This window comes from Nonomuraea sp. NPDC050383 (genome assembly GCF_044459125.1).
Classification (GTDB): domain Bacteria; phylum Actinomycetota; class Actinomycetes; order Streptosporangiales; family Streptosporangiaceae; genus Nonomuraea.
Map to the genome: position 1 here is coordinate 70,070 of NZ_JBITIP010000019.1, position 23,005 is coordinate 93,074.

At 71.2% G+C, this 23,005-nt stretch carries 21 protein-coding genes; 7 read left to right on the forward strand and 14 right to left on the reverse strand.

All coding sequences use genetic code 11. The features are described from left to right. Nucleotides 1–14: 14 nt before the first annotated feature. Nucleotides 15–1,328, reverse strand: coding sequence for a hemolysin family protein (locus ACIBG4_RS34625; protein ID WP_310708348.1), 1,314 nt, complete (start codon nt 1,326–1,328; stop codon nt 15–17). Nucleotides 1,329–1,417: 89 nt separating this feature from the next. Here ACIBG4_RS34625 and galE point away from each other — a divergent pair, with 89 nt between their 5' ends. Then, nucleotides 1,418–2,365 (forward strand): UDP-glucose 4-epimerase GalE, encoded by a 948-nt coding sequence (gene galE, locus ACIBG4_RS34630; protein WP_397205814.1) that lies wholly within the window; start codon nt 1,418–1,420, stop codon nt 2,363–2,365. Nucleotides 2,366–2,716: 351 nt separating this feature from the next. Here galE and ACIBG4_RS34635 read toward each other — a convergent pair whose 3' ends face one another. The 3 genes from ACIBG4_RS34635 to ACIBG4_RS34645 all read right to left on the reverse strand — a co-directional run bounded on the left by ACIBG4_RS34635 (nt 2,717) and on the right by ACIBG4_RS34645 (nt 6,583). After that, entirely contained in the window at nt 2,717–3,691 is a 975-nt protein-coding gene (locus ACIBG4_RS34635) for a malate dehydrogenase (RefSeq protein WP_310708351.1), read from the reverse strand. A gap of 54 nt (nt 3,692–3,745) precedes the next feature. Beyond that, the gene (locus ACIBG4_RS34640; RefSeq protein WP_397205817.1) at nt 3,746–5,941 is read right to left on the reverse strand and encodes a serine/threonine-protein kinase; all 2,196 of its coding nucleotides are present in this window, start codon (nt 5,939–5,941) and stop codon (nt 3,746–3,748) included. A gap of 144 nt (nt 5,942–6,085) precedes the next feature. Further along, nucleotides 6,086–6,583 (reverse strand): hypothetical protein, encoded by a 498-nt coding sequence (locus ACIBG4_RS34645; protein WP_397205819.1) that lies wholly within the window; start codon nt 6,581–6,583, stop codon nt 6,086–6,088. A gap of 410 nt (nt 6,584–6,993) precedes the next feature. Between ACIBG4_RS34645 and ACIBG4_RS34650 the strand changes: the two genes are divergently transcribed. Both ACIBG4_RS34650 and ACIBG4_RS34655 read left to right on the forward strand, forming a co-directional pair. Next, complete coding sequence (locus tag ACIBG4_RS34650; protein WP_397205821.1) at nt 6,994–8,514, forward strand: hypothetical protein; 1,521 nt, start codon at nt 6,994–6,996, stop codon at nt 8,512–8,514. Next, nucleotides 8,511–9,545 (forward strand): hypothetical protein, encoded by a 1,035-nt coding sequence (locus tag ACIBG4_RS34655; RefSeq protein ID WP_397205823.1) that lies wholly within the window; start codon nt 8,511–8,513, stop codon nt 9,543–9,545. Before ACIBG4_RS34650 ends, ACIBG4_RS34655 begins: the two co-directional genes overlap by 4 nt. Nucleotides 9,546–9,552: 7 nt before the next feature. Here the strand turns inward: ACIBG4_RS34655 and ACIBG4_RS34660 are convergent, their stop codons facing one another. The 4 genes from ACIBG4_RS34660 to ACIBG4_RS34675 all read right to left on the reverse strand — a co-directional run bounded on the left by ACIBG4_RS34660 (nt 9,553) and on the right by ACIBG4_RS34675 (nt 13,410). Next, nucleotides 9,553–10,590 carry a polysaccharide deacetylase family protein gene (locus ACIBG4_RS34660; RefSeq protein WP_397205825.1) on the reverse strand — a complete coding sequence of 346 codons (1,038 nt, stop codon included), beginning with the start codon at nt 10,588–10,590 and terminating at the stop codon, nt 9,553–9,555. A gap of 140 nt (nt 10,591–10,730) precedes the next feature. Further along, a complete protein-coding gene (locus ACIBG4_RS34665; RefSeq protein WP_357624919.1) occupies nt 10,731–11,945 on the reverse strand; it encodes an NADP-dependent isocitrate dehydrogenase in 1,215 nt (404 codons plus the stop codon). A gap of 53 nt (nt 11,946–11,998) precedes the next feature. Further along, on the reverse strand, nt 11,999–12,292 hold the full coding sequence (locus ACIBG4_RS34670) for a DUF3017 domain-containing protein (RefSeq protein WP_310708358.1): 294 nt from the start codon (nt 12,290–12,292) through the stop codon (nt 11,999–12,001). Continuing rightward, on the reverse strand, nt 12,289–13,410 hold the full coding sequence (locus tag ACIBG4_RS34675; protein WP_310708359.1) for a citrate/2-methylcitrate synthase: 1,122 nt from the start codon (nt 13,408–13,410) through the stop codon (nt 12,289–12,291). Before ACIBG4_RS34675 ends, ACIBG4_RS34670 begins: the two co-directional genes overlap by 4 nt. 181 nt (nt 13,411–13,591) lie before the next feature. On the opposite strand from ACIBG4_RS34675, the gene ACIBG4_RS34680 reads away from it, so the two are divergent. Further along, on the forward strand, nt 13,592–14,236 hold the full coding sequence (locus ACIBG4_RS34680; protein ID WP_310708360.1) for an FHA domain-containing protein: 645 nt from the start codon (nt 13,592–13,594) through the stop codon (nt 14,234–14,236). Between the two features lie 5 nt (nt 14,237–14,241). Here ACIBG4_RS34680 and ACIBG4_RS34685 read toward each other — a convergent pair whose 3' ends face one another. Both ACIBG4_RS34685 and ACIBG4_RS34690 read right to left on the reverse strand, forming a co-directional pair. Beyond that, nucleotides 14,242–15,342, reverse strand: coding sequence for an anhydro-N-acetylmuramic acid kinase (locus tag ACIBG4_RS34685; protein WP_397205828.1), 1,101 nt, complete (start codon nt 15,340–15,342; stop codon nt 14,242–14,244). A gap of 19 nt (nt 15,343–15,361) precedes the next feature. Next, nucleotides 15,362–16,930, reverse strand: a complete 1,569-nt coding sequence (locus tag ACIBG4_RS34690; protein ID WP_397205830.1) for a glycoside hydrolase family 10 protein — start codon at nt 16,928–16,930, stop codon at nt 15,362–15,364. Between the two features lie 165 nt (nt 16,931–17,095). On the opposite strand from ACIBG4_RS34690, the gene ACIBG4_RS34695 reads away from it, so the two are divergent. Next, nucleotides 17,096–18,526 carry a glycoside hydrolase family 3 protein gene (locus tag ACIBG4_RS34695; protein WP_397205832.1) on the forward strand — a complete coding sequence of 477 codons (1,431 nt, stop codon included), beginning with the start codon at nt 17,096–17,098 and terminating at the stop codon, nt 18,524–18,526. Further along, on the forward strand, nt 18,511–19,419 hold the full coding sequence (locus ACIBG4_RS34700) for a MurR/RpiR family transcriptional regulator (protein ID WP_397205834.1): 909 nt from the start codon (nt 18,511–18,513) through the stop codon (nt 19,417–19,419). Before ACIBG4_RS34695 ends, ACIBG4_RS34700 begins: the two co-directional genes overlap by 16 nt. A 217-nt stretch (nt 19,420–19,636) precedes the next feature. Here ACIBG4_RS34700 and ACIBG4_RS34705 read toward each other — a convergent pair whose 3' ends face one another. The 4 genes from ACIBG4_RS34705 to ACIBG4_RS34720 all read right to left on the reverse strand — a co-directional run bounded on the left by ACIBG4_RS34705 (nt 19,637) and on the right by ACIBG4_RS34720 (nt 22,047). Then, a complete protein-coding gene (locus tag ACIBG4_RS34705; RefSeq protein WP_397205836.1) occupies nt 19,637–20,326 on the reverse strand; it encodes a DUF4097 family beta strand repeat-containing protein in 690 nt (229 codons plus the stop codon). 9 nt (nt 20,327–20,335) lie between these two features. Further along, a complete protein-coding gene (locus ACIBG4_RS34710; RefSeq protein WP_397205915.1) occupies nt 20,336–20,815 on the reverse strand; it encodes a helix-turn-helix domain-containing protein in 480 nt (159 codons plus the stop codon). Nucleotides 20,816–20,828: 13 nt separating this feature from the next. Continuing rightward, the gene (locus ACIBG4_RS34715; RefSeq protein ID WP_397205838.1) at nt 20,829–21,488 is read right to left on the reverse strand and encodes a Pr6Pr family membrane protein; all 660 of its coding nucleotides are present in this window, start codon (nt 21,486–21,488) and stop codon (nt 20,829–20,831) included. A gap of 211 nt (nt 21,489–21,699) precedes the next feature. Further along, on the reverse strand, nt 21,700–22,047 hold the full coding sequence (locus tag ACIBG4_RS34720; protein ID WP_397205840.1) for a DoxX family protein: 348 nt from the start codon (nt 22,045–22,047) through the stop codon (nt 21,700–21,702). Nucleotides 22,048–22,214: 167 nt separating this feature from the next. On the opposite strand from ACIBG4_RS34720, the gene ACIBG4_RS34725 reads away from it, so the two are divergent. Further along, nucleotides 22,215–22,994: a MerR family transcriptional regulator gene (locus ACIBG4_RS34725; RefSeq protein WP_397205842.1), complete on the forward strand. Its 780-nt coding sequence runs from the start codon at nt 22,215–22,217 to the stop codon at nt 22,992–22,994. Nucleotides 22,995–23,005: the final 11 nt, after the last annotated feature.

A 23,005-nucleotide genomic window follows, 5' to 3' on the forward strand; every position in this document is an offset into this window, starting at 1 on the left:
GGCACACAATTGTGTCAGGAATCCTGGTCGGGCGGCGACTCAACCGCCAGGCCGCGCTTCACCCTCACCCTGGCGATACGGCGTCCGTCCAGCTCCGTGACGGTCAGCTCGAAGCCGGGGATCTCCACGGTCTCGCCCACCTCGGGGACGTGGCCGAGCATCGCCATGACGAAGCCGCCGAGCGTCTCGTACGGCCCGCTGGGCAGCCTGATGCCGGTCTCGGTGGCGAAGTCGTTGAGATTGGTCAGCCCGTCGATCTCGATCTCGCCGGCCGGGAGGATCACGGTGTCGTCCTCGATGTCGTACTCGTCTCTGATGTCGCCGATGAGCTCTTCGACCAGGTCCTCCAGGGTGACGATGCCGGCGGTGCCGCCGTACTCGTCGACCACGATGGCCAGGTGGTGGCCCTCGCCGCGCATCTCCGACAGCGTGGTGAGGATGCGCTTGGAGGCGGGCACGTACTTGACCGGCCTGATCGGCACCAGCTCGCTGATCGGCTCGATGCGGCCGGTCAGCACGGGGTCGAGCAGGTCGCGGACGTGGACGAAGCCGATGACCTCGTCGTACGACTCGCGGTAGACGGGGAAGCGCGAGTGGGGCATCCCGGCGGCGAGCACCGCGGCCTCGGCCAGGGGCGTGTCGGCCTCCATGAACTCCACCTCGGTCCGGGGCAGCATCACCTCGCGCACCTGGCGCTTGCCCGCGGCGAACACCTCGGCGATGAGGTTGCGCTCGTCGGTGGTCAGGTCGGTGTGGCCGACCACCATGTCGCGCAGCTCCTCGGTGGTCACCTCCTCCCTGTCGGCATGCGGGTTGCCGCCGAGCAGCTTGACCACGCCGTCGGTGGACTTCGACAGGGCCCAGATCACCGGCCGCGACAGCGCGGCGATCCGGTCGAGGAACGGCGCCACGAACAGTGACAACCCCTCGGCCCGCTGCCGGGCCAGCCGCTTGGGGGCCAGCTCGCCGAGCACCAGCGACACGTACGAGATGGCCAGGGTGACCAGCACCAGGGCGAGCACGGGCGCGACGGCGACCGGCACGCCCCAGCCCTCCAGCACGGGGACGAGCTGGAGGCCGAGCCGGTCGGCGCCGAACGCGGCCGAGAGCATGGTGGCGACGGTCACGCCGATCTGCACGGCCGACAGGAAGCGGTTGGGGTCGAGGGCCAGCTTGGCCACCCGCTCGCCGCGACGGCCCTGCTCGGCGAGCTTGCGCACCTGGCTCTCGCGCAGGCTGACCATCGCCATCTCCGCGGCCGCGAAGAAGCCGCCCACGAGGATGAAGACCAGGACGAGGGCGATGTTGGCCACGACAGCGTCAAACATGGTGGTTGGCAGCGTACTCAACGCCTTTCGGGCGTATGCTGAACGGCAAGTCGTACATAATCAAACATATTCGCACAGGAGTAGACATCATGAGGCTTCTGGTCACCGGCGGCGCCGGATACGTGGGAAGTGTCGTGGCTGCCCAGCTCGTCGAGGCTGGGCACGAGGTGACGGTGCTGGACGACCTGTCGACCGGCCACGCGGACGCGGTGCCGGACGGCGCCCGGTTCGTCGAGGGCTCGATCACCGAGGCGCACGACGCGCTCGCCGGCGCGGAGGCGGTGCTGCACTTCGCGGCCAGGTCGCTGGTGGGCGAGTCGGTGGAGCAGCCCGGCCTGTACTGGTCGCACAACCTCGGCGGCACGCTGGCGCTGCTGGAGGCCATGCACGAGCAGGGCGTGCGCCGCATCGTGTTCTCCTCGACCGCCGCCACGTACGGCGAGCCGGAGCGCTCCCCCATCCAGGAGAGCGACCCCACGCGGCCGACCAACCCCTACGGCGCCTCGAAGCTGGCCGTCGACACCGCACTCACCGCCTACGCCGGCCTGCGCGGCCTCGGCGCGGTGAGCCTGCGCTACTTCAACGTGGCCGGCGCCTACGGCCGCTTCCGCGAGCGGCACGCGATCGAGACCCACCTCATCCCGAACGTGCTCAAGGTCGCCACCGGAGAGCGCGAGTCGGTCAGCGTGTTCGGCACCGACTACCCGACGCCCGACGGCACCTGCGTGCGCGACTACGTCCACGTGAGCGACCTGGCCCGTGCCCACCTGCTGGCGCTCGACGCGGTCCGCGAGGGGCGGCACCAGATCTACAACCTGGGCAGCGGCACCGGCTTCTCCGTGCAGGAGGTCGTCTCGGTCTGCCGCGAGGTCACCGGCCACGACATCCCCGCCGTCGTCGGGCCGCGCCGCGCCGGCGACCCGGCCGTGCTGGTGGCCTCCTCGGAGAAGATCCAGCGTGAACTGGGCTGGAAGGCCGAGCGGGCGTCGATCCGGGACATCGTCTCCGACGCCTGGACGGCGCTTTCCGGCAAATGACGCATGCGACGGCGCGATATGTGCTGTGATACCGAAATGTGAGGACCTTTTCACCTAGGGTCACGTCTTCGCCCAGGGTCATGAAGCTGCTCTTCGGCTCAGCCGTCGTGCTGGGCAGCCTCTCGGCCGCCGCCGGAGTCGTGTTCGCCACGGCCTCATCAGCTCCTCATGCCCCCTCGGGGATCTCCTGCCCCGGCACGGGCGAGCGGAACACGCCGTCGCCCTCCGCCTCCGCCGTCCTCCCATGAGCGTCCGCGCCCGCTGTCCCCGTGCAAAGCGAAGCGCGCGCCCCGCGAACGGGACGCGCGCCGATACGGACGGCTCGATGGGGCCGGGGGCCGCCGGGCAGGATCAGATGAGGCCGAGGGACCTGACCGCGTCGCGCTCCTCGACGAGCTCCTGCACGCTGGCGTCGATGCGCTCGCGCGAGAACGCGTCGATCTCCAGGCCCTGGATGATCTCGTACCGGCCGCCGGCCGAGCGGACCGGGAAGGACGAGATGAGCCCCTCAGGCACCCCGTAGGAGCCGTCGGAGACGACCGCCGCCGAGGTCCACTCGGCGCCGTTGACCCAGTCGAAGACGTGGTCGATCGCGGCGTTGGCGGCCGAGGCGGCGCTCGACGCGCCCCGCGCCTCGATGATCGCCGCGCCGCGCTTGGCCACGGTCGGGATGAACGTCTCGCGCAGCCACTCGGCGTCGACCTGCTCGGCCGCGACCTTGCCGCCCACCTCGGCGTGGAACAGGTCGGGGTACTGGGTGGCCGAGTGGTTGCCCCAGATGGTCATGTTCCTGATGTCGGTGACCGGCACCTGGAGCTTGGCGGCGAGCTGGGAGAGCGCGCGGTTGTGGTCGAGGCGGGTCATCGCGGTGAACCGCTCGGCCGGCACGTCCGGGGCGTTCTGCTGGGCGATGAGCGCGTTGGTGTTGGCCGGGTTGCCCACGACGAGGACCCGGATGTCGTCGGCGGCGTGGTCGTTGATCGCCTTGCCCTGCGGCCCGAAGATGCCGCCGTTGGCGCCGAGCAGGTCACCCCGCTCCATGCCGGCCTTGCGCGGCATGGCGCCGACCAGCAGGGCCACGTTGGCGCCGTCGAACGCCACGTCGGGGTTGTCGGTGATCTCGATGCCGGACAGCAGCGGGAACGCGCAGTCGTCGAGCTCCATCGCGGTGCCCTCGGCCGCCTTCACGGCCTGCGGGACCTCCAGCAGGCTCAGCTTGACCGGCACGTCCGCGCCCAGCAGCTGGCCCGACGCGATGCGGAACAGCAGCGCGTAGCCGATCTGACCGGCGGCTCCGGTGACGGTGACCTTGACGGGCGTGGCCATGGCCTTCCCCTAACTCACAGGACGAATCATTGACTTTGGGATGCTACCCGTTCGTCATCCGCAGGGTTCCATCGCGGGCGGCTTCAGCTCCAAGGTGAAGTCCACCTTTGCGAAATACCGGGTCAGCAGTTGCTTCATGACGCCCGTCCGGTAGAAGTCGGCGATCACGCTCCTGACCGTCTTGCAGGCCCGCACGTCGCCGCCCCGGATGCCGACCGCGTAACGCTCGTTGCTCAGCTTCGCGCCGAGAATCTTGAAGCGGAGGCTCTCGCGGCCGGCGAACCCGGCCAGGATCAGATCGTCACCGGGCACGGCGTCGACGCGGCCGCTGCGCAACAGGTCCATGCATTCGGCGTAGTTGCCGGCCGTGACGGGCTCCACGTCCACCAGGGCCTGCACCTTTCCGACCGAGGGGCTGTTGACCGCGCACACCTTGCGGCCCTTCAGGTCCTCGACCTTCTCGATGCCGGCGCCGTCGTGCACCAGCACGTCCTGGTGGGCCAGGTAGTACGGGCCGGCGAACTCGACGCCGCTGTCGTCGATGGAGTACGTGGCGAGCACCAGATCGACGGAGCCGTCGGCCAGCATGTCGTCGCGGTTGCCGACGGACACCCGGACGAACGTCGGGTTCGCCGCGCCCAGCTCGGCGGCGATCCGCCTGCCCAGCTCCACGTCGAACCCCTCGAACCCGCCGTTGCGCGCCAGGCCGATGCCCGGCAGGTCGCCCTTGACGCCGATCACGAGCCGGCCGGTGCCGGCGACCTTGTCGATGACGCTGGCGAAGGTCCGCGACGGCGTGGGCGTGTCACCGCCGGACGGGCCCAGGCCCAGGGCGCGCTGCGGCCAGCCGTTGGCCAGGGCGACGACGCTCCCGGCCACGACGAGGGCGAGCACGGTGGCCAGGGCGATCCACCACGCCTTGCGGCGGCGGGTCCTCGCCAGGCCGCCGAGCTGGGTGGGCGGCGCGGGCGGCACCCCGGTGTTGCCGACGAGCGCCTTCAGACCCGCGTGCTGATCGCCCGGATGCTGGTCGCCGGTGTGCTGCCCGATGGACTGGTGATCGCCGGGCTGCTGGTCGCCCGTGTGCTGGTCGGCGGCGTGCTGGTCGCCGGGGGGCGCCTGCTCACCGGCGGTCGTGGCCCGCGCCTCGGCCGGCAGCGCGGAGGCGTGGATGAAGGAGGTCTCCGCGTCGGCGTCCGCGCCGCGATCGGCCCCGCCGCCCGTGTGCCCGGGAATCCCTCCCTCGCGCACCCCGGAGGTCCCTCCGGTGTACGCGGCGGGCGCGCCGCCTGCCGCACCGGCGTCACGCGCGGAGCCGCCCGTCGTCGTGCGGGGATGCCCCTGAGGCGCCAGGGTCGTCGAGACGCGCAGGAACGGCGTGGTGTCGTCGGTGGCCACCTGCGCGCCACGGGTGAGGACCGCCGTGGACGCCCCGGCCGTCTCCGGCTGGCCGAGCAGCCGGAGCAGGATCTGGTCGGCCGAGGGCCGCTCCTCGGGCGACTTGGACAGCGCCGAGCGCACCACGCTCCGCAGCGGCTCCGGCATCATGCTCACGTCGACCTCGTGGTTGAGGATCCGGTTGAGCACGACCGCGATCGAGTTGCCCTCGAAGGCGGCCTGGCCGGAGGCCGCGAAAGCGATCGTCGCGCCCCACGCGAACACGTCGGTGTAGGGGCCCACGTCGTCGCCGGCGATCTGCTCCGGCGCCATGTAGGCGGGGGTGCCGATGGCCCGGCTGGTGATGGTCCCGGTCGAGTCGATGATGCGGGCGATCCCGAAGTCGACCACGCGCGGCCCGTCGGCGGCGATGAGCACGTTGTCGGGCTTGAAGTCGCGGTGGATGATCGAGGCGTGGTGGATGGCGGTCAGCGCGGTCGCGGTGCCGATGGCCAGCCGGTCGAGCACCGTGCCCCGCAGCGGCCCGTCCGTGTCGACGATGTCCCGCAGGGCGCGCCCGTCGATGTACTCGCTGGCGATGTACGGCGCGTCGCCCTCGAGGTCGGCCTCGATGACCCGGGCGGTGCAGAACGACGCCACCCGCTTGGCGGCCTTGAGCTCCCTGGCGAAGCGCGAGCGCGCGATCGTGTCACCGCTGAACTTGACGTGCAGCAGCTTGATCGCCGCCCGCTCGCCGTGCTCGTCGACGCCCAGGTAGACGATGCCCTGGCCGCCCTCCCCGATCCGTCCGGTCAGCCGGAACGACCCCAGCTCGCCGGGGTCGCCGGTCACCAGCGGCGAGATCTGCGGCATTCGTCTTCCCCACACTGTGCTTACGGCCCGACGAGGCAAACTTTACGACGTGCAGGAAGTTCTCAGGGTGGCGTTAACCGTTCGTGATCCACGCCTGGGTCTTCCTGTCCGCAACGGTGACACGCGACCGCGGCGGCGTCACGCTCAGGGGCCGCACACGTCGTCCAGCGCGGACGGGCTGTCCGGGTCCTGCTCGACGGTCCCGGTGGAGGTCCCCCACCAGTGGCTCACCTCGAAGATCAGCTCGACCGGTTCCGTCCGCACGGCCGGGCAGTCCTGGACCTCCCACATCAGGTCCAGCCGCACCTCCGCACCGGGCGCGAGGACGTGCGGGAAGCGGCCGCCGCCGGTCATCGCCGCCGAGCGCAGGACGAGCCCCTCCGTGCGGACGCCCACCCCGGTCAGCGTGACCGGCGTCCATCCTTCGTTGACGAACCGCCGTGTCTCGTGAGTGGTGGCACTCTCCTCGTACGAGTCCACGAAGAACGTGAGGCCGCCCCCACGTCCTCCGTCCCCGAGGCGCGGCACCACGGCGCCGCTCGCCCACAGCAGCGCCAGGAGGGCAGGCACCAGCGCCACCGCGACGGGCGCCCAGCTGAGCCCGCGCGCCCCGGCTCTTCGCGCTGTGGCGGCTTCGGCCACGAGTCGGTCTGCTATTTCACTAGAAAGCACTAAAAATCCCCCAGGCGTGAGATTCCGGATTCTGCTACTTTCTCCGCCGTGACGAAAGCCGATTCTTGTTAGCGGCGGCGTTCCTCGTCGTGCTGGCGGTGACGATCGGGGCCGTCGTTCTCCTCGCCCGTGAGCCGGTGCTCGCCGCAGAATCGGTGAGATTCGCCCGGCGGCAGCGCCTGACGCTCACCCCGTACAACGCGGCCGGCGTCGCCCGCAGACTGCGCGCGGACCGGCGATTCCGCTATGCGGGAGCAGGCGCCGGAGCCGCGGTCGCCCTGGCCGCGATGGTCCAGGAATCGTTCCCGGCTTCGCCTTACTATCCGGTTATCGGGTGGTTTTTCGGCGTAATAGCAGCCGAAATAGCACGCAGCCGTTCAGTGCCGGATCGCGTCCGGCCCGCGGGCATGCGCCTGGCCCCGCGCGCACTCGCCGGCATCTGGCGAGTCGCCGCCGTCCTCGCCTGCGGGATCGCCCTGAGCACCGTCGCTCGCTCGTTCCGCATGGAGGTCGGTGTCGCCGAACGCCTCGGCGCGACGCTGGCGCTCGCCTCGGTGCCGGCCGTCCACCTGCTGGTCAGGGACCTGCACCGGCGCGCCCTGCCCGCCGGGCCGGTGGACCTGGTCGCCGCCGAGCTGGCGCTGCGGGCGCGGTCGGCGCGCGCACTTCTCGCGGGTGGCACCGCCGTCGCCCTGTGGACCGCGTCCAGCGGCGGCCTGCCCGACTTCCCGTACCTGCTGCGTGACTCCGCCTCGCTCGTCTGCGACGTCCTGCTGCCCCTCCTCGCCCTGATCCATGCGATCAGGCCGTGGCAGGTCACCCCGGAGCGGGCCGCCGAGCGCCCACGAGGGCCGCTGAAGCGCCTGGTGGGCGCGGCCCTCGCCGTCGCGACGACCATCGGCCTCCTCGCGGGCTGGACCGTCTGGGGGACCGCGCCAGAGTCCCGGTACGGTCCGTATGACGAGAGCGGACAGCACGCCTGGCTGACCGGCCGGACCGTGACCTCCTGGGACTATGTGACGGGCGCGGACGGCTGGGGCGTGCGGCGGGCCGCCGCCGCGACCGCGCCGAGGCCGCCCCTGTCCCCCGTCGGCGAACCGCTCCGGTACGCCCGGCTGGACCGGGAGCGGCAGAGGTGGGAGCTGTCCGTCACGCCCAGCGTCCCCCGTGTCCTCGGCCCGGCCGTCGCCCGTCTGACGAGCGGCGGGCCGCGCGGCCGGCCCGCCCCGCTCGCGCTGAGCCGGGACGGCCACCACGTCGTCTACCTCGACGGCGCCTCACGCCGCCTGGTGCTGCTCGACCTCACCACCATGCGCCTGATCCACCTCACCGGCCCGCTGGACGACGAGAGCGTGCCCGAGCCGGCCCTCTCCGCCGACGGCGGCCTGGTGGCGCTGACCTCGGCCGCCGGCGTGGAGCTGGTCGAGGCGCGGACCGGAGCCCGCTCACGCCTGCCCGGTGTGAGCCGCGTCCTCGGCCTGGGCCCCGACGGTGTGGTGGCGACCGCCGGCCGGCGGGCCCTGCCCGGCGCGCCGGACACCGAGCTCGTGACCCTCGACCGCCGGGGCGCCGCGCTCACCCGCGTGCCCTTCGACCCCACCCTGGACGCGCTGGCCACCCCCGACGGGAGCGCGCTGGCCGTGATCGCCGGCGACGACCTCGTGACGATGGACCCCCGCACCGGCCAGGTGCTCCGGCTCGTCCCGATGCGCCTGCCCGCCCACTACGGGGCCCCGGAGACCGCCGGCTGGTCGGCCGGCGGCAGGCTGCTCGTCAGCGTCGAGACACGGGACCCGGGCCAGGCGAGGCACCACCTGGCCGACCCCGCCACCGGCAGGAGCGGCCCGGCCGATGGCCTGCCCGGCGACCTGGACGACGCGGTGTTCGGCCGGCTCCGATGAGGGGCCCGTGGACGTACGGCGCTGCCGTGCTGGCCGTCGTGGCGGGAGTCTGGGTGACCGCGCCCGTGTGGTCGCAGCCTCCCGTCCGGTTCGTCCGCCCTGACCAGGGCCCGGTCGTGCCCACGCCGGGCCCGCGCGAGCTCAGGGGCCCCGCTCCGGCGCCCGTACGGTACGCGTACCGGCCGGCCTGCGACGACGGGGCGGAGACGTGCAAGCACTGGGTGCTCGTCTCCACCCGCGGGGAGCGGTGGTGGCTGCCCTACGCCTTCGGCAGCGGCCCGCTCACCCTCAGCCGGGACGGCACGCGCGCCGCCTACTGGCACCCGAAGCAGCACCGGTACGTCGTCGCGGACCTGCTCAAGGGCACCACCACGCCCCTGCCGGTGAAGACGGGCGAGCCGCCCGAGCCCGGCCTGGGCGGGCAGGAACCGATGCTCTCCCCCGACGGTCGGCGCCTCCTGGTCGCCGACGACCGGGTCGATGACACGGGTGAGGTCGCCCCGGGCATCACCATGATCGTGGACGTGGCGGGCGGCGGGGTCCGTCGCCTGCCGCGGGGCGAGCGGGCCCTCGGATGGACCGACCGCGGCCCGGCCCTGGTGAGCGTCAAGCCCTCCGGCCGCTTCCCCGGGCACGTCACCTCCGGCTCGTACGTCGTCCGGTCGGCGGACGGCGACGTGGTGAGCCGCGCCGAGCTGCCCGGCCACCAGGCCACGACGGCCGTCCCCTCACCGGCCGGGGACACGCTGGCCACGGTCGCCACCGAGTCCACGCCCGGCGGGCCCGTGCCGCGCGGCGTCGTCCTGACCGACGCGCGCGGGGAGCGGCCCGCGCGCACCGTCGTGCCACGGCTGCCCGCCGGGTGGCGCGTCCGCGCGATCCTGCGCTGGGAGAGCGCGGACGCGCTCGTCACCGAGACCCGCGGCCCCCATGGCGAGGTCGCCTGCCACCTGCTGAGCCCGGCCGACGGGACCGTGACGCCGCTGCGGCTGGACGCGCCGTCGCCGATCGTGGTGGGCACACTGCGGTAGCCGGGAGCTAGTACGGCAGGGCGCGGGTCTTGTACGTGGTGCGCAGGAACGGGTCCTTGAACTTGGGGAAGGCCACCGTCGTCACGTCGCCGTCCGAGGTGTAACGCATGTCCGGGTTGTTCTTCAGCCAGTCGAGCCACGCCGTGGAGCAGAACTGCGCGCAGTCGCCCTTCTTGTCCATGGCCCGGATGCGCGGGATGCCGAGCGGGTCGAAGGAGCGGCTGAACGGCGACGGCGCCGGGGTGTAGCCGGCCAGGAAGACGCCGGCGTGCTCGTACGACACGTCGCCCAGCTTGCCCCGGGCCGCCCATTCCTTCCGGCTGGGCTGGTTGCCGTACGGCAGGGCCAGCGTGACGGGCTTGACGTAGGCGAGGGCGCCGATCTGCTGGGCGATCGAGCCGATCTGCTCCTCGACCTCCTTCTTCGACTTTCCGCGCAGGTTGACGTGGTCGCGCGTGTGGTTGCCGATGTCGAAGCCGTTCTGCTTGAGCCAGAGCAGCGTCTCCGCCTGCTCCTCGCGCACGGTCTTGCCGAACATGTCGCGCGTCACGTAGAACGTGGCCACCGGCCGGAACCCGGGGTGCTTGGCCGCCACCTCGCGCAGGATCGCGACCGCGGTGTCCGGCTTGGGATTGCCGACCTCGTCCAGGGAGAGCTGCGACGGCGAGGAGTCGTCGAAGGTCAGCACGGCCGGGTGCGTCCCGGCGGGGATGTCCATCTTGCCGGTGACGAACTCGGCCGCGGTGACCGGCACGTAGCCGTCGGCGGCGAGCCGTTCGAGGTCGGAGCGGAACTGCTCCGGAGTCCTGTCGTCCGTCGTCGTCGGGTTCTGGATGACCCGGTGGAACATCAGCACCGGCACCTGGCCGAGCTCGTTCGCCTTGACCTTGGCCGCGGCGGCGACCTTGGCCGCCCGGGTCTGTTTGGTCTGGGCCGCCGTGTCGGCCTTGCCGCTGCTGGACGTGGGAGCGGGCTCGCTGCCGCAGCCACCCGCGATCACGACCACCGCCGCCAGGCCCACTCCGCTCAAGACACGCAGTCGCATCCGAACCCCCCGAGACGCGTACGACTCCTTGGGAGGCTCCTACCCTGGTGATCAACTACGCCACGCCCGCCGGAACCCCAAGAGATGGCCCCGAACAGCGAAAAGGGCCGCCCGGAGGCGGCCCTTCCCCAACGGGACGATCAAGCCATCTTCTTCTTGAGGTTCTCGTCCAGCGCGGCCAGGAAGTCCTGGGTGGTGAGCCACTCGGCGTCGCCGCCGACCAGCAGCGCCAGGTCCTTGGTCATCTGACCGCCTTCGACGGTCTCGATGCAGACCCGCTCCAGCGTGTCGGCGAACTCGGTCACCGCGGGGGTGTTGTCGAGCTTGCCCCGGTGGGCGAGGCCGCGGGTCCACGCGAAGATCGACGCGATCGGGTTCGTGGAGGTCGGCTTGCCCTGCTGGTGCTGGCGGTAGTGCCGGGTCACCGTGCCGTGGGCGGCCTCGGCCTCGACGGTGCGCCCGTCGGGCGTCATCAGGACCGAGGTCATCAGGCCGAGCGAGCCGAAGCCCTGCGCGACCGTGTCGGACTGGACGTCGCCGTCGTAGTTCTTGCACGCCCAGACGTAGCCGCCCTCCCACTTCAGGGCCGCGGCGACCATGTCGTCGATCAGGCGGTGCTCGTACGTCAGGCCGGCCTTCTCGAAGTCGGCCTTGAACTCGCTCTCGTACACCTCGGCGAAGATGTCCTTGAAGCGGCCGTCGTACGCCTTGAGGATCGTGTTCTTCGTCGAGAGGTAGACCGGGAAGTTGCGGGACAGGCCGTACCGCATGGACGCCCGCGCGAAGTCACGGATCGACTCGTCCAGGTTGTACATCGCCAGCGCGACACCCGGGCCGGGGAAGTCGTAGACGTCCAGCTCGATCGGCTCGGAGCCGTCCTTCGGGGTGAACGTCAGGGTCAGCGTGCCCTCGCCGGGGACCTTGAGGTCGGTGGCGCGGTACTGGTCGCCGAACGCGTGACGGCCGACGACGATCGGCTTGGTCCAGCCGGGCACCAGCCGCGGCACGTTCGACATGATGATCGGCTCGCGGAAGATGACGCCGCCGAGGATGTTGCGGATGGTGCCGTTCGGCGACCGCCACATCTTCTTCAGGCCGAACTCCTCCACCCGCGCCTCGTCCGGAGTGATCGTGGCGCACTTCACACCCACGCCGTACTGCTTGATGGCGTTGGCGGCGTCGATCGTGACCTGGTCGTCCGTGGCGTCACGGTGCTCGACGCCGAGGTCGTAGTACTTCAGGTCGACGTCGAGGTAGGGAAGGACCAACTGTTCCTTGATGAACTGCCAGATGATCCTGGTCATCTCGTCGCCGTCAAGCTCGACGACCGGACCCTCCACCTTGATCTTGGGCATGCGAATGGTTCCCCTTCAATGAATCGATGCGTCGAGGCTATCGGACGGCCAAGTCAGCGTGCGAAAAGGGACATGATGAGGGCCTTGAGCTCGTTGTTCCCCAACAACAGGGAGGTCAGCACGAGCACGAAACCGAACACGCCCAGCGTGACGGCATCCGTCCTTCTGCTGCGCACGGCCAGCACGCCGCCGTACCCCGCGAAGCGCAGGGCGGCGGCCACCATCACCGCGCCGCCCAGCGCGAACCCGCCCCACCGCGGGTCCACGAGCAGGGTCACGGCGACGGCCACGACCGCACCCGCCAGGATCAGCGGGTACGGTCCCCAGCTCTCGTCCGACTGAGTCACCTCTCCTCGATCGGCTTCCACTTCTGGTCCCGCTCTCCGATGTACTCGCTGTCGGGACGGATCAGGCGGTTGTCGGCGTGCTGCTCGATCACGTGGGCCGTCCAGCCCGCCATGCGGCTGATCGAGAAGACCGGCGTGAACAGGTCCGTCGGGATGCCGAGGTAGTGGTAGACCGTCGCGGCGTAGAAGTCGACGTTCGGGTAGAGGCCCTTCGTGTCGAAGACGACCTCCTCCATCTCCTTCGACATCCGGTAGTACGTGTCGTCGCCGGACGCCTCCGCCAGCTCCTGCGACATCCGGCGCAGATGCGTGGCCCGCGGGTCCTCCGTCTTGTAGACGCGGTGGCCGAAGCCCATGATCTTCTCGCCCGCGGCCAGCTTCTCGCGGACCGAGCTCGCCACGTCACCGGGCGAGATCGACTCCAGGGTCTTCATGACCTGCTCGTTCGCGCCGCCGTGCAGCGGGCCCTTGAGCGTGCCGATGGCGGCGACGATCGCGGAGTGCATGTCGGACAGCGTGGCGGCGCACACCCGGGCCGCGAACGTCGAGGCGTTCATCGTGTGGTCGGCGTGCAGCACCAGGCAGGCGTCGAAGAGCTCCACCTCCCGGGCGCCGGGCTCCCGGCCGGTGACCTGGAGAAGGAAGTTCGCCGCGATGCTGAGCCCCGGGTCCGGGTCCGGCGCGCTGCCGCCGGTGCGGGCCGCGTGGTAGCGGGCCACGAGCAGCGGCTGCTGGGCGGTCAGACGGGCGGCCTTGCGCAGGTTCGCCTCGGGGGCGATCGAGTCGCGGTCGGGATCGTCCGCGGCGGTCAGCGAGACGAGGCTGCGCAGCGCCTCCATGGGTTTCTGCTTCTCGGCGATCTCGGCGATGTTCGCCGCGGCGAGCGCGCCCAGCTCTCGGCCTCGCACCAGCTCGGCCCCGAAGGCGTCGAGCTCCTCCCGGGTGGGCAGCTTGCCCCGCTGGAGCAGATGCGCGGTCTCTTCGAACGTCGCTCTGCCTGCCAGGTCGTGGATGTCGTATCCCCGGTAGAACAGGCGACCGGCCTTACCGTCGATGTCGCTCAACGCTGTGGACGCGGCTACGACGTCGGCCAGGCCTTTCGTGGGCTTGTCCGCCATGAGTCTTTCCTCCGGTTATCTTCGGTGGAAGTCTACCCGTGAGCAGGCAAAACCGTCTGCGAAGGTCCAGACCAATTTCACGCGTCATTCTCCTTATGGCAAAGGCGATTCCCCATCCCCTCGTTTGGGTAAGCCGGAGCTGTAGTAACAGTTACGGCGGGCTACCTGGGGAGGAACTGCCGTGGAGGGGCCGTTCATACGCGTCGAGGACACCGGTGAGGTCGTCCCGTTGCGCCCCGAGATCACGACGGTGGGGAGGGGCCGCGGTGTCGACATCCGGCTGACCGATCCCAGCGTGTCTCGACTCCATGCCGAGTTCGTCAGGCGAGGACCCTACCTGTACGTCGTTGACCTGGGCCTGTCCCGCAACGGCACGCGGGTGAATGGCAGGCCGATCGCCCGGAGGGTCCTGGACGACGGCGACGTCGTCTCCTTCGGAGCGGCGCGCGGTCGCATCGGCGGGGTTCCCCGCGAGGACTTCGCTCCCGAGGTCGAGCTCCGCAGGGCGGCGGCCCCCGAGCTGACCAGACGCGAGGTCGACGTGCTGACCTCGCTCTGCCGGCCGGCGCTGTCCGACGAGGCGTTCGTGGCCCCGGCGACGGCGCGGGAGATCGCCGACGACCTGGTCGTGACGGAGGCCGCGGTCAAGCAGCACCTGCTGCGGCTGTACCAGAAGTTCCGCATCCCGGAGGGCACCAACCGGCGCACCCGGCTGGCCAACGAGGTCGTCGCGCTGGGCCTGGTCCGGCCGACCCCCGTGGTGCCGCCGCAGCGCACGGGCACCCCGGCCGACCAGCCGTCCGCGGCGGGCCGCCGGGCCTCGTAGATGCTCTAGGCGAAGCGGATCGCGATCGGCGCCTCGGCGAGGGGCGCCGGCAGCGTCAGCGGATCGGAGCCGGGCGTCAGCGTGCCCAGCACCCGTGCCCCGGTGGCGCCCGTGCAGCTCGGCACCGTGGCGGGCAGTCCGTGCGCGGTCAGCCAGCCGAACAGCGAGAAGGCGATCGCCTCCTTGGCCCCGGCGGGAACGCCGAGCTCGTCGCTGGTCACCAGCCGGGCGCCCGGCACGCGGGCGCGCAGCATGCCCATGAGCGTGGGGTTGCGGACGCCGCCGCCCGACACGACCACCGTGTCGAGCCGGTGCCGGCGGATCTCCGCCGCCACGGTCTCGGCGGTCAGCGCCGTCAGCGTGGCCACCAGGTCCGGCAGGGGCAGGTCCGCCTTGACGTAGCCCGGGGCGAACAACTCTTTACCGGTCGATTTCGGCGGCTCCTTGGCGTAGTACGGCTCGGCGAGCAGCTCCGCGAGCAGGCTCTCGTCCACGGTCCCGGCCGCGCCGAGCGCGCCGTCCTCGTCGTACGGCGGGGCGGCCGCGTCGATGAGCGCGCACGCGGGGCCGGTGTCGTAGGCGATGGCCGGCTCGCGCACGGTCAGGTTGGCGATGCCGCCCAGGTTGAGCGCGCCGGAGCGGCCCGGCAGCCCGGCCATGAGCAGCAGGTCGAGGTACGAAACGAGCGGCGCGCCCTGCCCGCCGGCCGCGACGTCGCGCGCCCGCACGTCCGACACGACCGGCAGGCCGGTGCGCTCGGCGATCCAGGCGGGCTGGCCGAGCTGGAGCGTGCCCCTGACCCGGCCGTCCTCGACCCAGTGGAAGAGCGTCTGGCCGTGTGAGCAGATCAGGTCGGCCCGCGGCGCGTGCCCGGCGGCCTCGGCGAACGCCTGGCCGATGAGGGTGTCGAGCGCGCACACCTCGCCCATGTCCACCCGGTTCGGCGGCAGGGCGGCCACGATGCGGGCCCTCAGGCCGGGCTCGTACGGCTCCTCGCCGGTGTGCTCGACCACACCGGTGAGTGTTCCGCCGGACAGCGACCAGTCGACGACGGCGCTGTCGATGCCGTCGTGCGACGTGCCGGAGATGAGGCCGAGAACCCGCATCGCGCTCCTTCAGAATCGGTTAAAGCACCACGAAGCCGTTGCTGGGCTTGCTGGTCCGGTTGACCCGGTCCACGGCCACCACGTGGTAGTGGTCTCCGCGCTTGCCCTCCGGGTCGAGCCAGCGCACCTGACGGTCGCCGGGGACGACGGCGACGAGGTTGCGCGCGTCGTCGAACGCGCCCGCGGCGGGCCGCCCGGAGAAGCGGAAGATGGCGAACTGGAACGGCTCGTCGTGCCCGGTCGCGACCGCGCGCACCTCGACCCCGCCGGGGCGGCGCAGCGCGTAGGCGAGCACGGGGCGGCGCGGCGGCTCGCCGCCGGCCAGGCGCGGCAGCACGGGCGCCAGGGCGGGACGCGTGTAGTGGTTGGTGACCGCCGTGCTGATCGAGCCGATGCGGTCCACGCGCACGTCGTTGGCGTTGTACCAGATGTCGCCCGACACCTGCGGGTGGGCGCGGTTGAGCGTGAGGTGGTCGGACAGCTCCGCCGGGTCCTGCCAGTCGACGGCCTGCGCCGGGTCGCCGGCCTTGTAGGCGGCCTGGCCGATCCACAGCAGCGTGTTCGTGCCGTCGGCCACGCTCGCCCACCACGGCACGAGCTTGGAGTAGTCGGCGGGCGGCTGGCCCATGTACCAGTAGAGCTGGGGCGCGATGTAGTCGAGCCAGCCCTTCTTCACCCAGCCGCGGGTGTCGGCGTGCAGCCCGTCGTACGACTGGCCGCCGTTGGTGTCGGAGCCGAGCGGGTCGCTGGCCTTGTTCCGCCAGATGCCGGACGGGCTGATGCCCCAGGCGACCTCCGGCTTGACCTCGCGTACGCGCTGCTGCATCTCCGAGACCATGAGGTCGACGTTGTGCCGCCGCCAGGTGGCCAGGTCGGGGAAGCCGGCGCCGTACTGGGCGAAGGCGGCGCTGTCGTCGAAGGCCGTGGTGTTGGTCGGGTAGAAGTAGTCGTCGAAGTGCAGGCCGTCGATGTCGTAGCGGGTGAGCGCGTCGAGCATGGCGTCCTGGCAGAACTTGCGGACCTCCGGCAGGCCGGGGTTGTAGTACAGCTTGCCGCCGAACGGCAGGATCCACTCGGGGTGCTTGCGGCCCGGGTGCTCGGGGTGCAGCTTGGCGGGGTCGGTCTGCATCGACACGCGGTACGGGTTGAACCAGGCGTGGAAGCCCAGGCCGCGCTTGTGCGTCTCGGCCACGGCGAAGCCGAGCGGGTCGTAGCCGGGGTCCTGCCCCTGGACGCCGGTGAGCCAGTGCGACCACGGCTCGAACGACGACGGCCAGAACGCGTCGGCGGTCGGCCGGATCTGCACGAACACGGAGTTGAGCCTGCGCTGCACGGCCAGGTCGAGCCAGGCGTTGAGCTCCGCCTTCTGCTCGTCGGCGGACAGCCCCTGCTTCGAGGGCCAGTTGATGTTGGCCACCGACGCGATCCACATGCCGCGCATCTGGTGCAGCGGCGGGACGTACGCGGCCTCCGAGGCGGTCGTGGTGGCGGTGGGGGTCGTGGTGGGATCGGCGTAGGCGGGCAGCGGCACCGCGGACGCGGCGGCGGCGAGGGCGAGACCCTTGAGGAGTGTCCTTCTGCTCGGCATGGGGGGTGGCCTCTCGGAAGCGGTTGTGTCGAGGGCGACGATGACAGAAAATTACCTTCAGTTCAATAATCGTGAAGGAAAATGCCGCGCACGCCGTCCCCCGGCGTCACGGGAGATCATCGTCAGCCACAGCCGCCTGGTCCCGGGACCGGCGTAGGAGGTCCCATGAGCACTGACCTGTACGGGCTCGCGTCCGCCGTGCTGCAACCCGGCTACGACGGCGTCGAGGTCCCGGACTGGATGCGCCGGGCACTCGGGGAGGGTCTCGGCGGGGTGGTGCTGTTCGCCCGCAACCGCCCGGACGCCGAGGTGGTGCGGCGCCTGCGCGCCGAGAGCCCCGACGTGGTGGTGGCCGTCGACGAGGAGGGCGGCGCGGTGACCCGGTTGGAGGTCGAGCACGGCAGCTCGTTCCCCGGCAACCGCGCCCTCGGCGTCGTGGACGACGTGCACCTGACCGAACGGGTCGCCCGCCAGATCGGCCGGATGCTCGCCGAGGCCGACATCACGCTCGACTACGCGCCCTCGGCCGACGTCAACGCCAACCCCGACAACCCCGTCATCGGCGTCCGCTCGTTCGGCCCCGACCCGGACCTCGTGGCCCGCCACACGGCCGCCTACGTGCGGGGCGTGCAGGGCGCCGGGGTCGCGGCCTGCGCCAAGCACTTCCCCGGCCACGGCGACACCACCACCGACTCGCACCTGGCGCTGCCCACCGTGCACGTCTCGCGGGAGGTGCTCTCGGAGCGCGACCTGCCGCCGTTCCGCGCCGCCGTCGAGGCCGGCGTCCAGTCGATCATGAGCGGTCATCTGCTCGTCCCGGCGCTCGACCCCGAGAGGCCCGCGACGCTCAGCCGTACCATCCTGACCGACCTCCTCAGGGGCGAGCTCGGCTACGACGGGATGCTCGTCACGGACGCCATCGAGATGCGGGCGGTCGCCGCGATGCACTCCCCCGGCGAGATCGCGGTGCGCGCGCTCGCGGCCGGGGCCGACGCCGTCTGCGCCGGCCTGGTCACCGAGCGGGGCCTCGCCGAGCTGCGCGACGCCATCGTGGCCGCCGTCCGCGAGGGCGTCCTGCCCGAGGAACGCCTGGCGGAGGCGGCGGCCCGGGTGCGCGCGGTCTCCCGCTGGTACGGCGCCCAGGCGGCGGCCCGCGACAAGGCCGTCGCCGACGCCGACCCCGGCGCGGGGCTGGAGGCGGCCCGGGCGGCGCTGACCACGACCGGCACGGCCCGGCTCACCCGGCCGCCGCTCGTCGTGGAGGTCAACACCCGGCTCAGCCAGGCCGTGGACCCGTCCATGCCGACTGGACTCACGGCGGCGCTGGCCGAGCTGCTGCCCGGGACCGAGCGGGTGCGGATGACGGACGACGGTACGCTGCCAGCGCTCAGTGATCGGCCCGTCGTGCTGGCCGTCCATGACGCGGCCCGGCACGCCTGGGTGCGGGAGCGGGTCGAGCAGGCCGTACGGGTGCGGCCGGACACGATCGTGGTGGACACCGGCATCCCCGGCCCGCCCCAGGGGGCGGCACACGTCGCCACGCACGGCATCTCACGTGTGTCGGCGCGCGCGGCGGCGGAATGGCTGACCCGATGACCACCGCGCGCAAGGCCGCGACCACCTCGCCTCCCGAACCCGCCAACCCGTCCGCCGCCGTCCGGGCCGTGCTGCCGTCCCTCACCCCGGCGGCGCGGGCCATCGCGCGCATCATCCTCGACGACCCCGAGCTGGTGGTACGGAGCACGATCACCGAGTTCAGCGTGGTGTCCGGCACCAGCGAGGCGACGATCGTCCGCACCGCCCGGGTGCTCGGCTACAGCGGCTACTCCCAGCTCAGGTTCGCGCTGGCGGCGGCCGTGGCGGTCGCCAAGGAGCCCGAGCGCCTCGTACCCGGCGACCTCGGGCCCGAGGACCCGCTCACCGACGTGATCGCCAAGGTGGCACGGGCCGAGTCGGAGGCCCTGGCGGACACGGCCGCGCAGCTCGACCCCGGCCAGCTCGGCGAGGTGGTGACCGCCATCGCCGCCGCCCGCCGCGTGGACGTCTACGGAGTCGGCGCGTCGGGCCTGGTGGCCACGGACATGTCGCAGAAGCTGCTGCGGATCGGCCTGTCGAGCCACCCGTTCGCGGACGCCCACCTGGCACTGACCAGCGCCGCCCTGCTCAGGGAGGGTGACGTGGCGGTGGCCATCAGCTGCAGCGGCGAGACGCCGGACGTGCTCGTCCCGGCCCGCACGGCCGCCGAGGCCGGCGCCCTGGTCGTCGGCATCACCAACAACCCGCGCTCGACGCTTGCGGGACTGGCCCACCACACCATGGTGTCGGCGGGCCGCGAGACCGCCTTCCGCCCGGGGGCGCTGGCCAGCCGCATCAGCCAGCTCCTGATCGTGGACTGCGTGTTCGTGGGCCTGGCCCAGCGCACGTACGACACGGCGGACGCCGCCATCCGCGCCACCCGCGAGGCCACGGACCGCTACCGCCTCCGCTGACCCCCACCTCAACCCCTGAGCCCGAAGCCCCAGAAACCGAAGCCCCACCTCGCTCCGCTCGGACGCCCCGAGCGGGGCTCCGCCCCGCACCCCGGTACCGGGAGCCCGGGCCCAGGCCCGAGGCGTTTTCATGTCGTAAGTCGGAGCAGCTGAAGGCCGTCGGCGAGTTCACGCGCCATGCCGATGACCTACCAGGACCGGAGACCGAAGCTGACGGCTAGCCAGGCAGGATGCTGACGTCACCGGAATCGACGCGGGCCACTACCTTGTGCGGCGAGTTGTGGTCGGTCTTCACGGAGACCGTCGCATCGCCCGACTTCGCCTTTGCGTCCACGTTGTACGGCCCACCGGGAAGCTCGATCTTCGCGTTCCCCGAACCGATCACCAGATCGACGCTGTCGGGAGGGGTGGCGTACTTCAGCATGGCGTCGCCCGAACCGGCCTCGACCTTGATCTGCGTGCCCGTCAGCCCGGTGCCCTCCAGGTCGCCAGAGCCCACCTTGGTCTTGATGGGGCCACCCAGCGCTTTCAGCCGGATGCCCCCCGAACCGGTCGCCACGTCCACCGCCATGCCCTTGGGCACCTCGATTGTGTAGTCGACCGAGCAGTTGTCCATCGCCTCGGGGCAGTCGTACCTCATCGCCAGGGCGTCGCCCTCCACCTTGTGCTCGGTGGTGGGCTTGGCCGAAGTCCAGCGGAGGGTCTCGACCACCTTGACGACGCTGCCGTCCCCCTCACTGATCACGGTCTCACCCGCGCCGCCGACCAGAACGAGCCTGGCCACCTTCTCCTTCACCTCGTAACTGAGGGTCGCCTGGTCGGCCGCCTTGGTGATGTTCTGCAATCCGCATCCGGTCAACACCATCGCGGTGGTCACCAGGCCACCCACCAGCAAAATCGCCTTCATAAGAGAAGATCATGCAGCACGTCGGCGGCGCGTCGCATTGAGGAATACCCCCGAGTGTTCTCTGAGGAATCCCTGACCCCCGCGCGTCCAAGGAGTAAGGGGCGTCACAGGGTGTCGGGGTGGACGGCGTCTGCCGTCACCTGGCAGCCGGCGGCGTTGGGCGGAGGTCGTCTCGGTTCTTCGAACAGCTGGGACCCGCGGCGTCGAACGAGCCTCGACATCCGCGTCCAGGGCCCGCGCCAGGCGCTCCAGAACGGGCAACGTGGGAATGGTGCCACCGGCTTCGAGCCGCGCCACCGCCGACTGCGTCATGCCGGCCTCGCGGGCCAGGTGGTCCTGGGTCCAGCCACGCCCTTCGCGCAGGCGGCAAGCGGATCCACTGATGCTATGAACAAACTTCTGGCGCGCCTTGCGTTCGTCTGGACACGATGGGCGATCGCATGTGCCCTTGGCCGCGAGCCACCAACGGATGAGACACGCGACATCCATCACCGCGACAGCGCTACTCCTCCGACATGCCAGGTCTCATCGGGCCTGATCCGGCGGCCGTGCGGTTGGGACGGTTGGCGAGGCGGTGCAGGGCGATGAGCCCGTAGCCGAGCAGGACGAAGCAGACAGCCAGCCCCACCGCCATGATCGAGACTCCGCCGTAACCGTACGTGTCCACGTTCAGGAACGGATAGGGGTATCTCTTCCATGCGCCCGGAGGCAACAGGGCGCCCCGGACCAGGGCGAAGGCCAGGTACGCCACCGGATAGGCCAGCCACACGGGAGCCACCGCCCATCTCGGCCGGGCGGCGGTCCGGTCGAAGAGCAGCCAGTCGACCACGGCCATGATCGGTGTCACGTAGTGGAGGAGGAAGTTGCCGAGGCCGAGACCGGAGTGGGACAGGCGCTCGAAGGGGTTGGCCCCGCGCATACGCAGGAAATGCCAGATCAGCCCGGTTATCACGATGTAGAGCGTCACCGCCCCCTTGACCTCGAGGGAAGGCCGCCGCCTGCTCACCACCCGCCAGGCGCAATAGCCCGCGAGCATCAGATTGCTCTGAACGGTGAAGAGCACGAGCGGGTGCAGCGGGCCGGCCAGGGCCATCCACGTGTAGACCATGCCGGTCACCCCGGCCGCGATCAGTACCAAGCGGAACATCGTCGCCCAAACCATGAAGATCACCTTGGCACATGTACGTGACGACCTTCGCCGTCCACCCGTCGGCGTGCGCCCCGGCCGCCGTGACCTCGTCGAGCACGACGGTGATCCGGTTGAGCCCGACCCGCTCGCCGCGGACCATGTGGCCCACCCCGCGGCCGGGATCGGCCGCGGGCAGCTCCCCGAACGCGGGCAGCGTGAGGATCGCGGGAGATCCGCGTTGCCGTCAGGCGTTGTATCCCAGCACCAGGGCGGCGATCACCGGGGCCATGTACAGCAGGGGGTAGGCGACGGTCGAGTACGAGCGCGCCCGGAGCACGGTGACGACGGCTCCGGCGAAATACAGCACCAGGCCGATCCCGGCCAGGACGCCGACGACCGGGACGAACAGGCCGACCAGCAGGCCCGCGGAGCCTGCGGCCTTGGCTGCGCCGAGCCAGGTCCACCAGGACTGGGGGACGCCGTACTCCATCAGCGGCTTCACCACCCACTCGGCGCGGCGAAGGAGGGAGAAGGCAGAGAAACCCACCCAGAGGGCGGCCAGGACGGTGACGACGGTGGCAGTGGTGGACATGGGGACTCTCCCTGGCTGGTGCTTTCTTGTGAGACCAATCCTGCGAGCCCTGGTTGTCAGATCCGCGATGCGTTCACGATGGGCGGCTTCCCGACACCGCTGCTCACATCCGGCGCGAGAACACGCGGCTTGACCCCCACGCGGCGTGAGGGCGCACAGTGGCGGACATGAACGACAAGGAATACACCGTCGGTGTCGTGGCCGACCTGGCCGGAGTGTCGATCCGTACCCTGCATCACTACGACGAGATCGGCCTCCTGGAGCCTCAGGAGCGCAATGGCGCAGGCTACCGGCTCTACTCCGCCGGAGATGTCCGCAAGCTGCAACGCATCCTGTTCTATCGAGAGCTGGACTTCGACCTGGACACCATCGGCGCCATCCTCGCCGACACGACGCTCAGCGACGCCGACCGGCTGCACGAGCAACGCCGGTTGCTGACCGAGCGGATCGAGCGGCATCAGACCATGGTCGCCGTGATCGACAAGGAGTTGGCCGCGCGGAGGATGGGCATCACCCTCACGCCCGAGGAGCGGCTGGAGGTGTTCGGCAGTACGCGCCTGGAGGACAACGCCGAGCCCGCCGAGCAGCGATGGGGCGACTCTCCACTGTGGCGGCAGCGACATCGACGCACCTCACGGTACTCGGCCGAGGACTGGCGGGAGATCCGTGCCGAGCAGTCCGGAATCCATCAGCGCCTGCTTGAGGCCATGCGTACCGGCATCCCCGCCGACAGTGCGACCTCGATGGACCTGGCCGAGGAGCACCGGCTGCACATGGAGCGCCGGTTCCATGACTGTGACTACGACACGCACCGCGCTCTGGCCGCGTCCTACCTCGCGAACGAGCGGATCGGCCTCAACTTCGACGACGTGGCCCCCGGTCTGTCCCGCTACATCCACGACGCCATCATCGCCAACGCCGACCGCGCGAAGGCCGACCACTCGTGACCAGCGCTCTG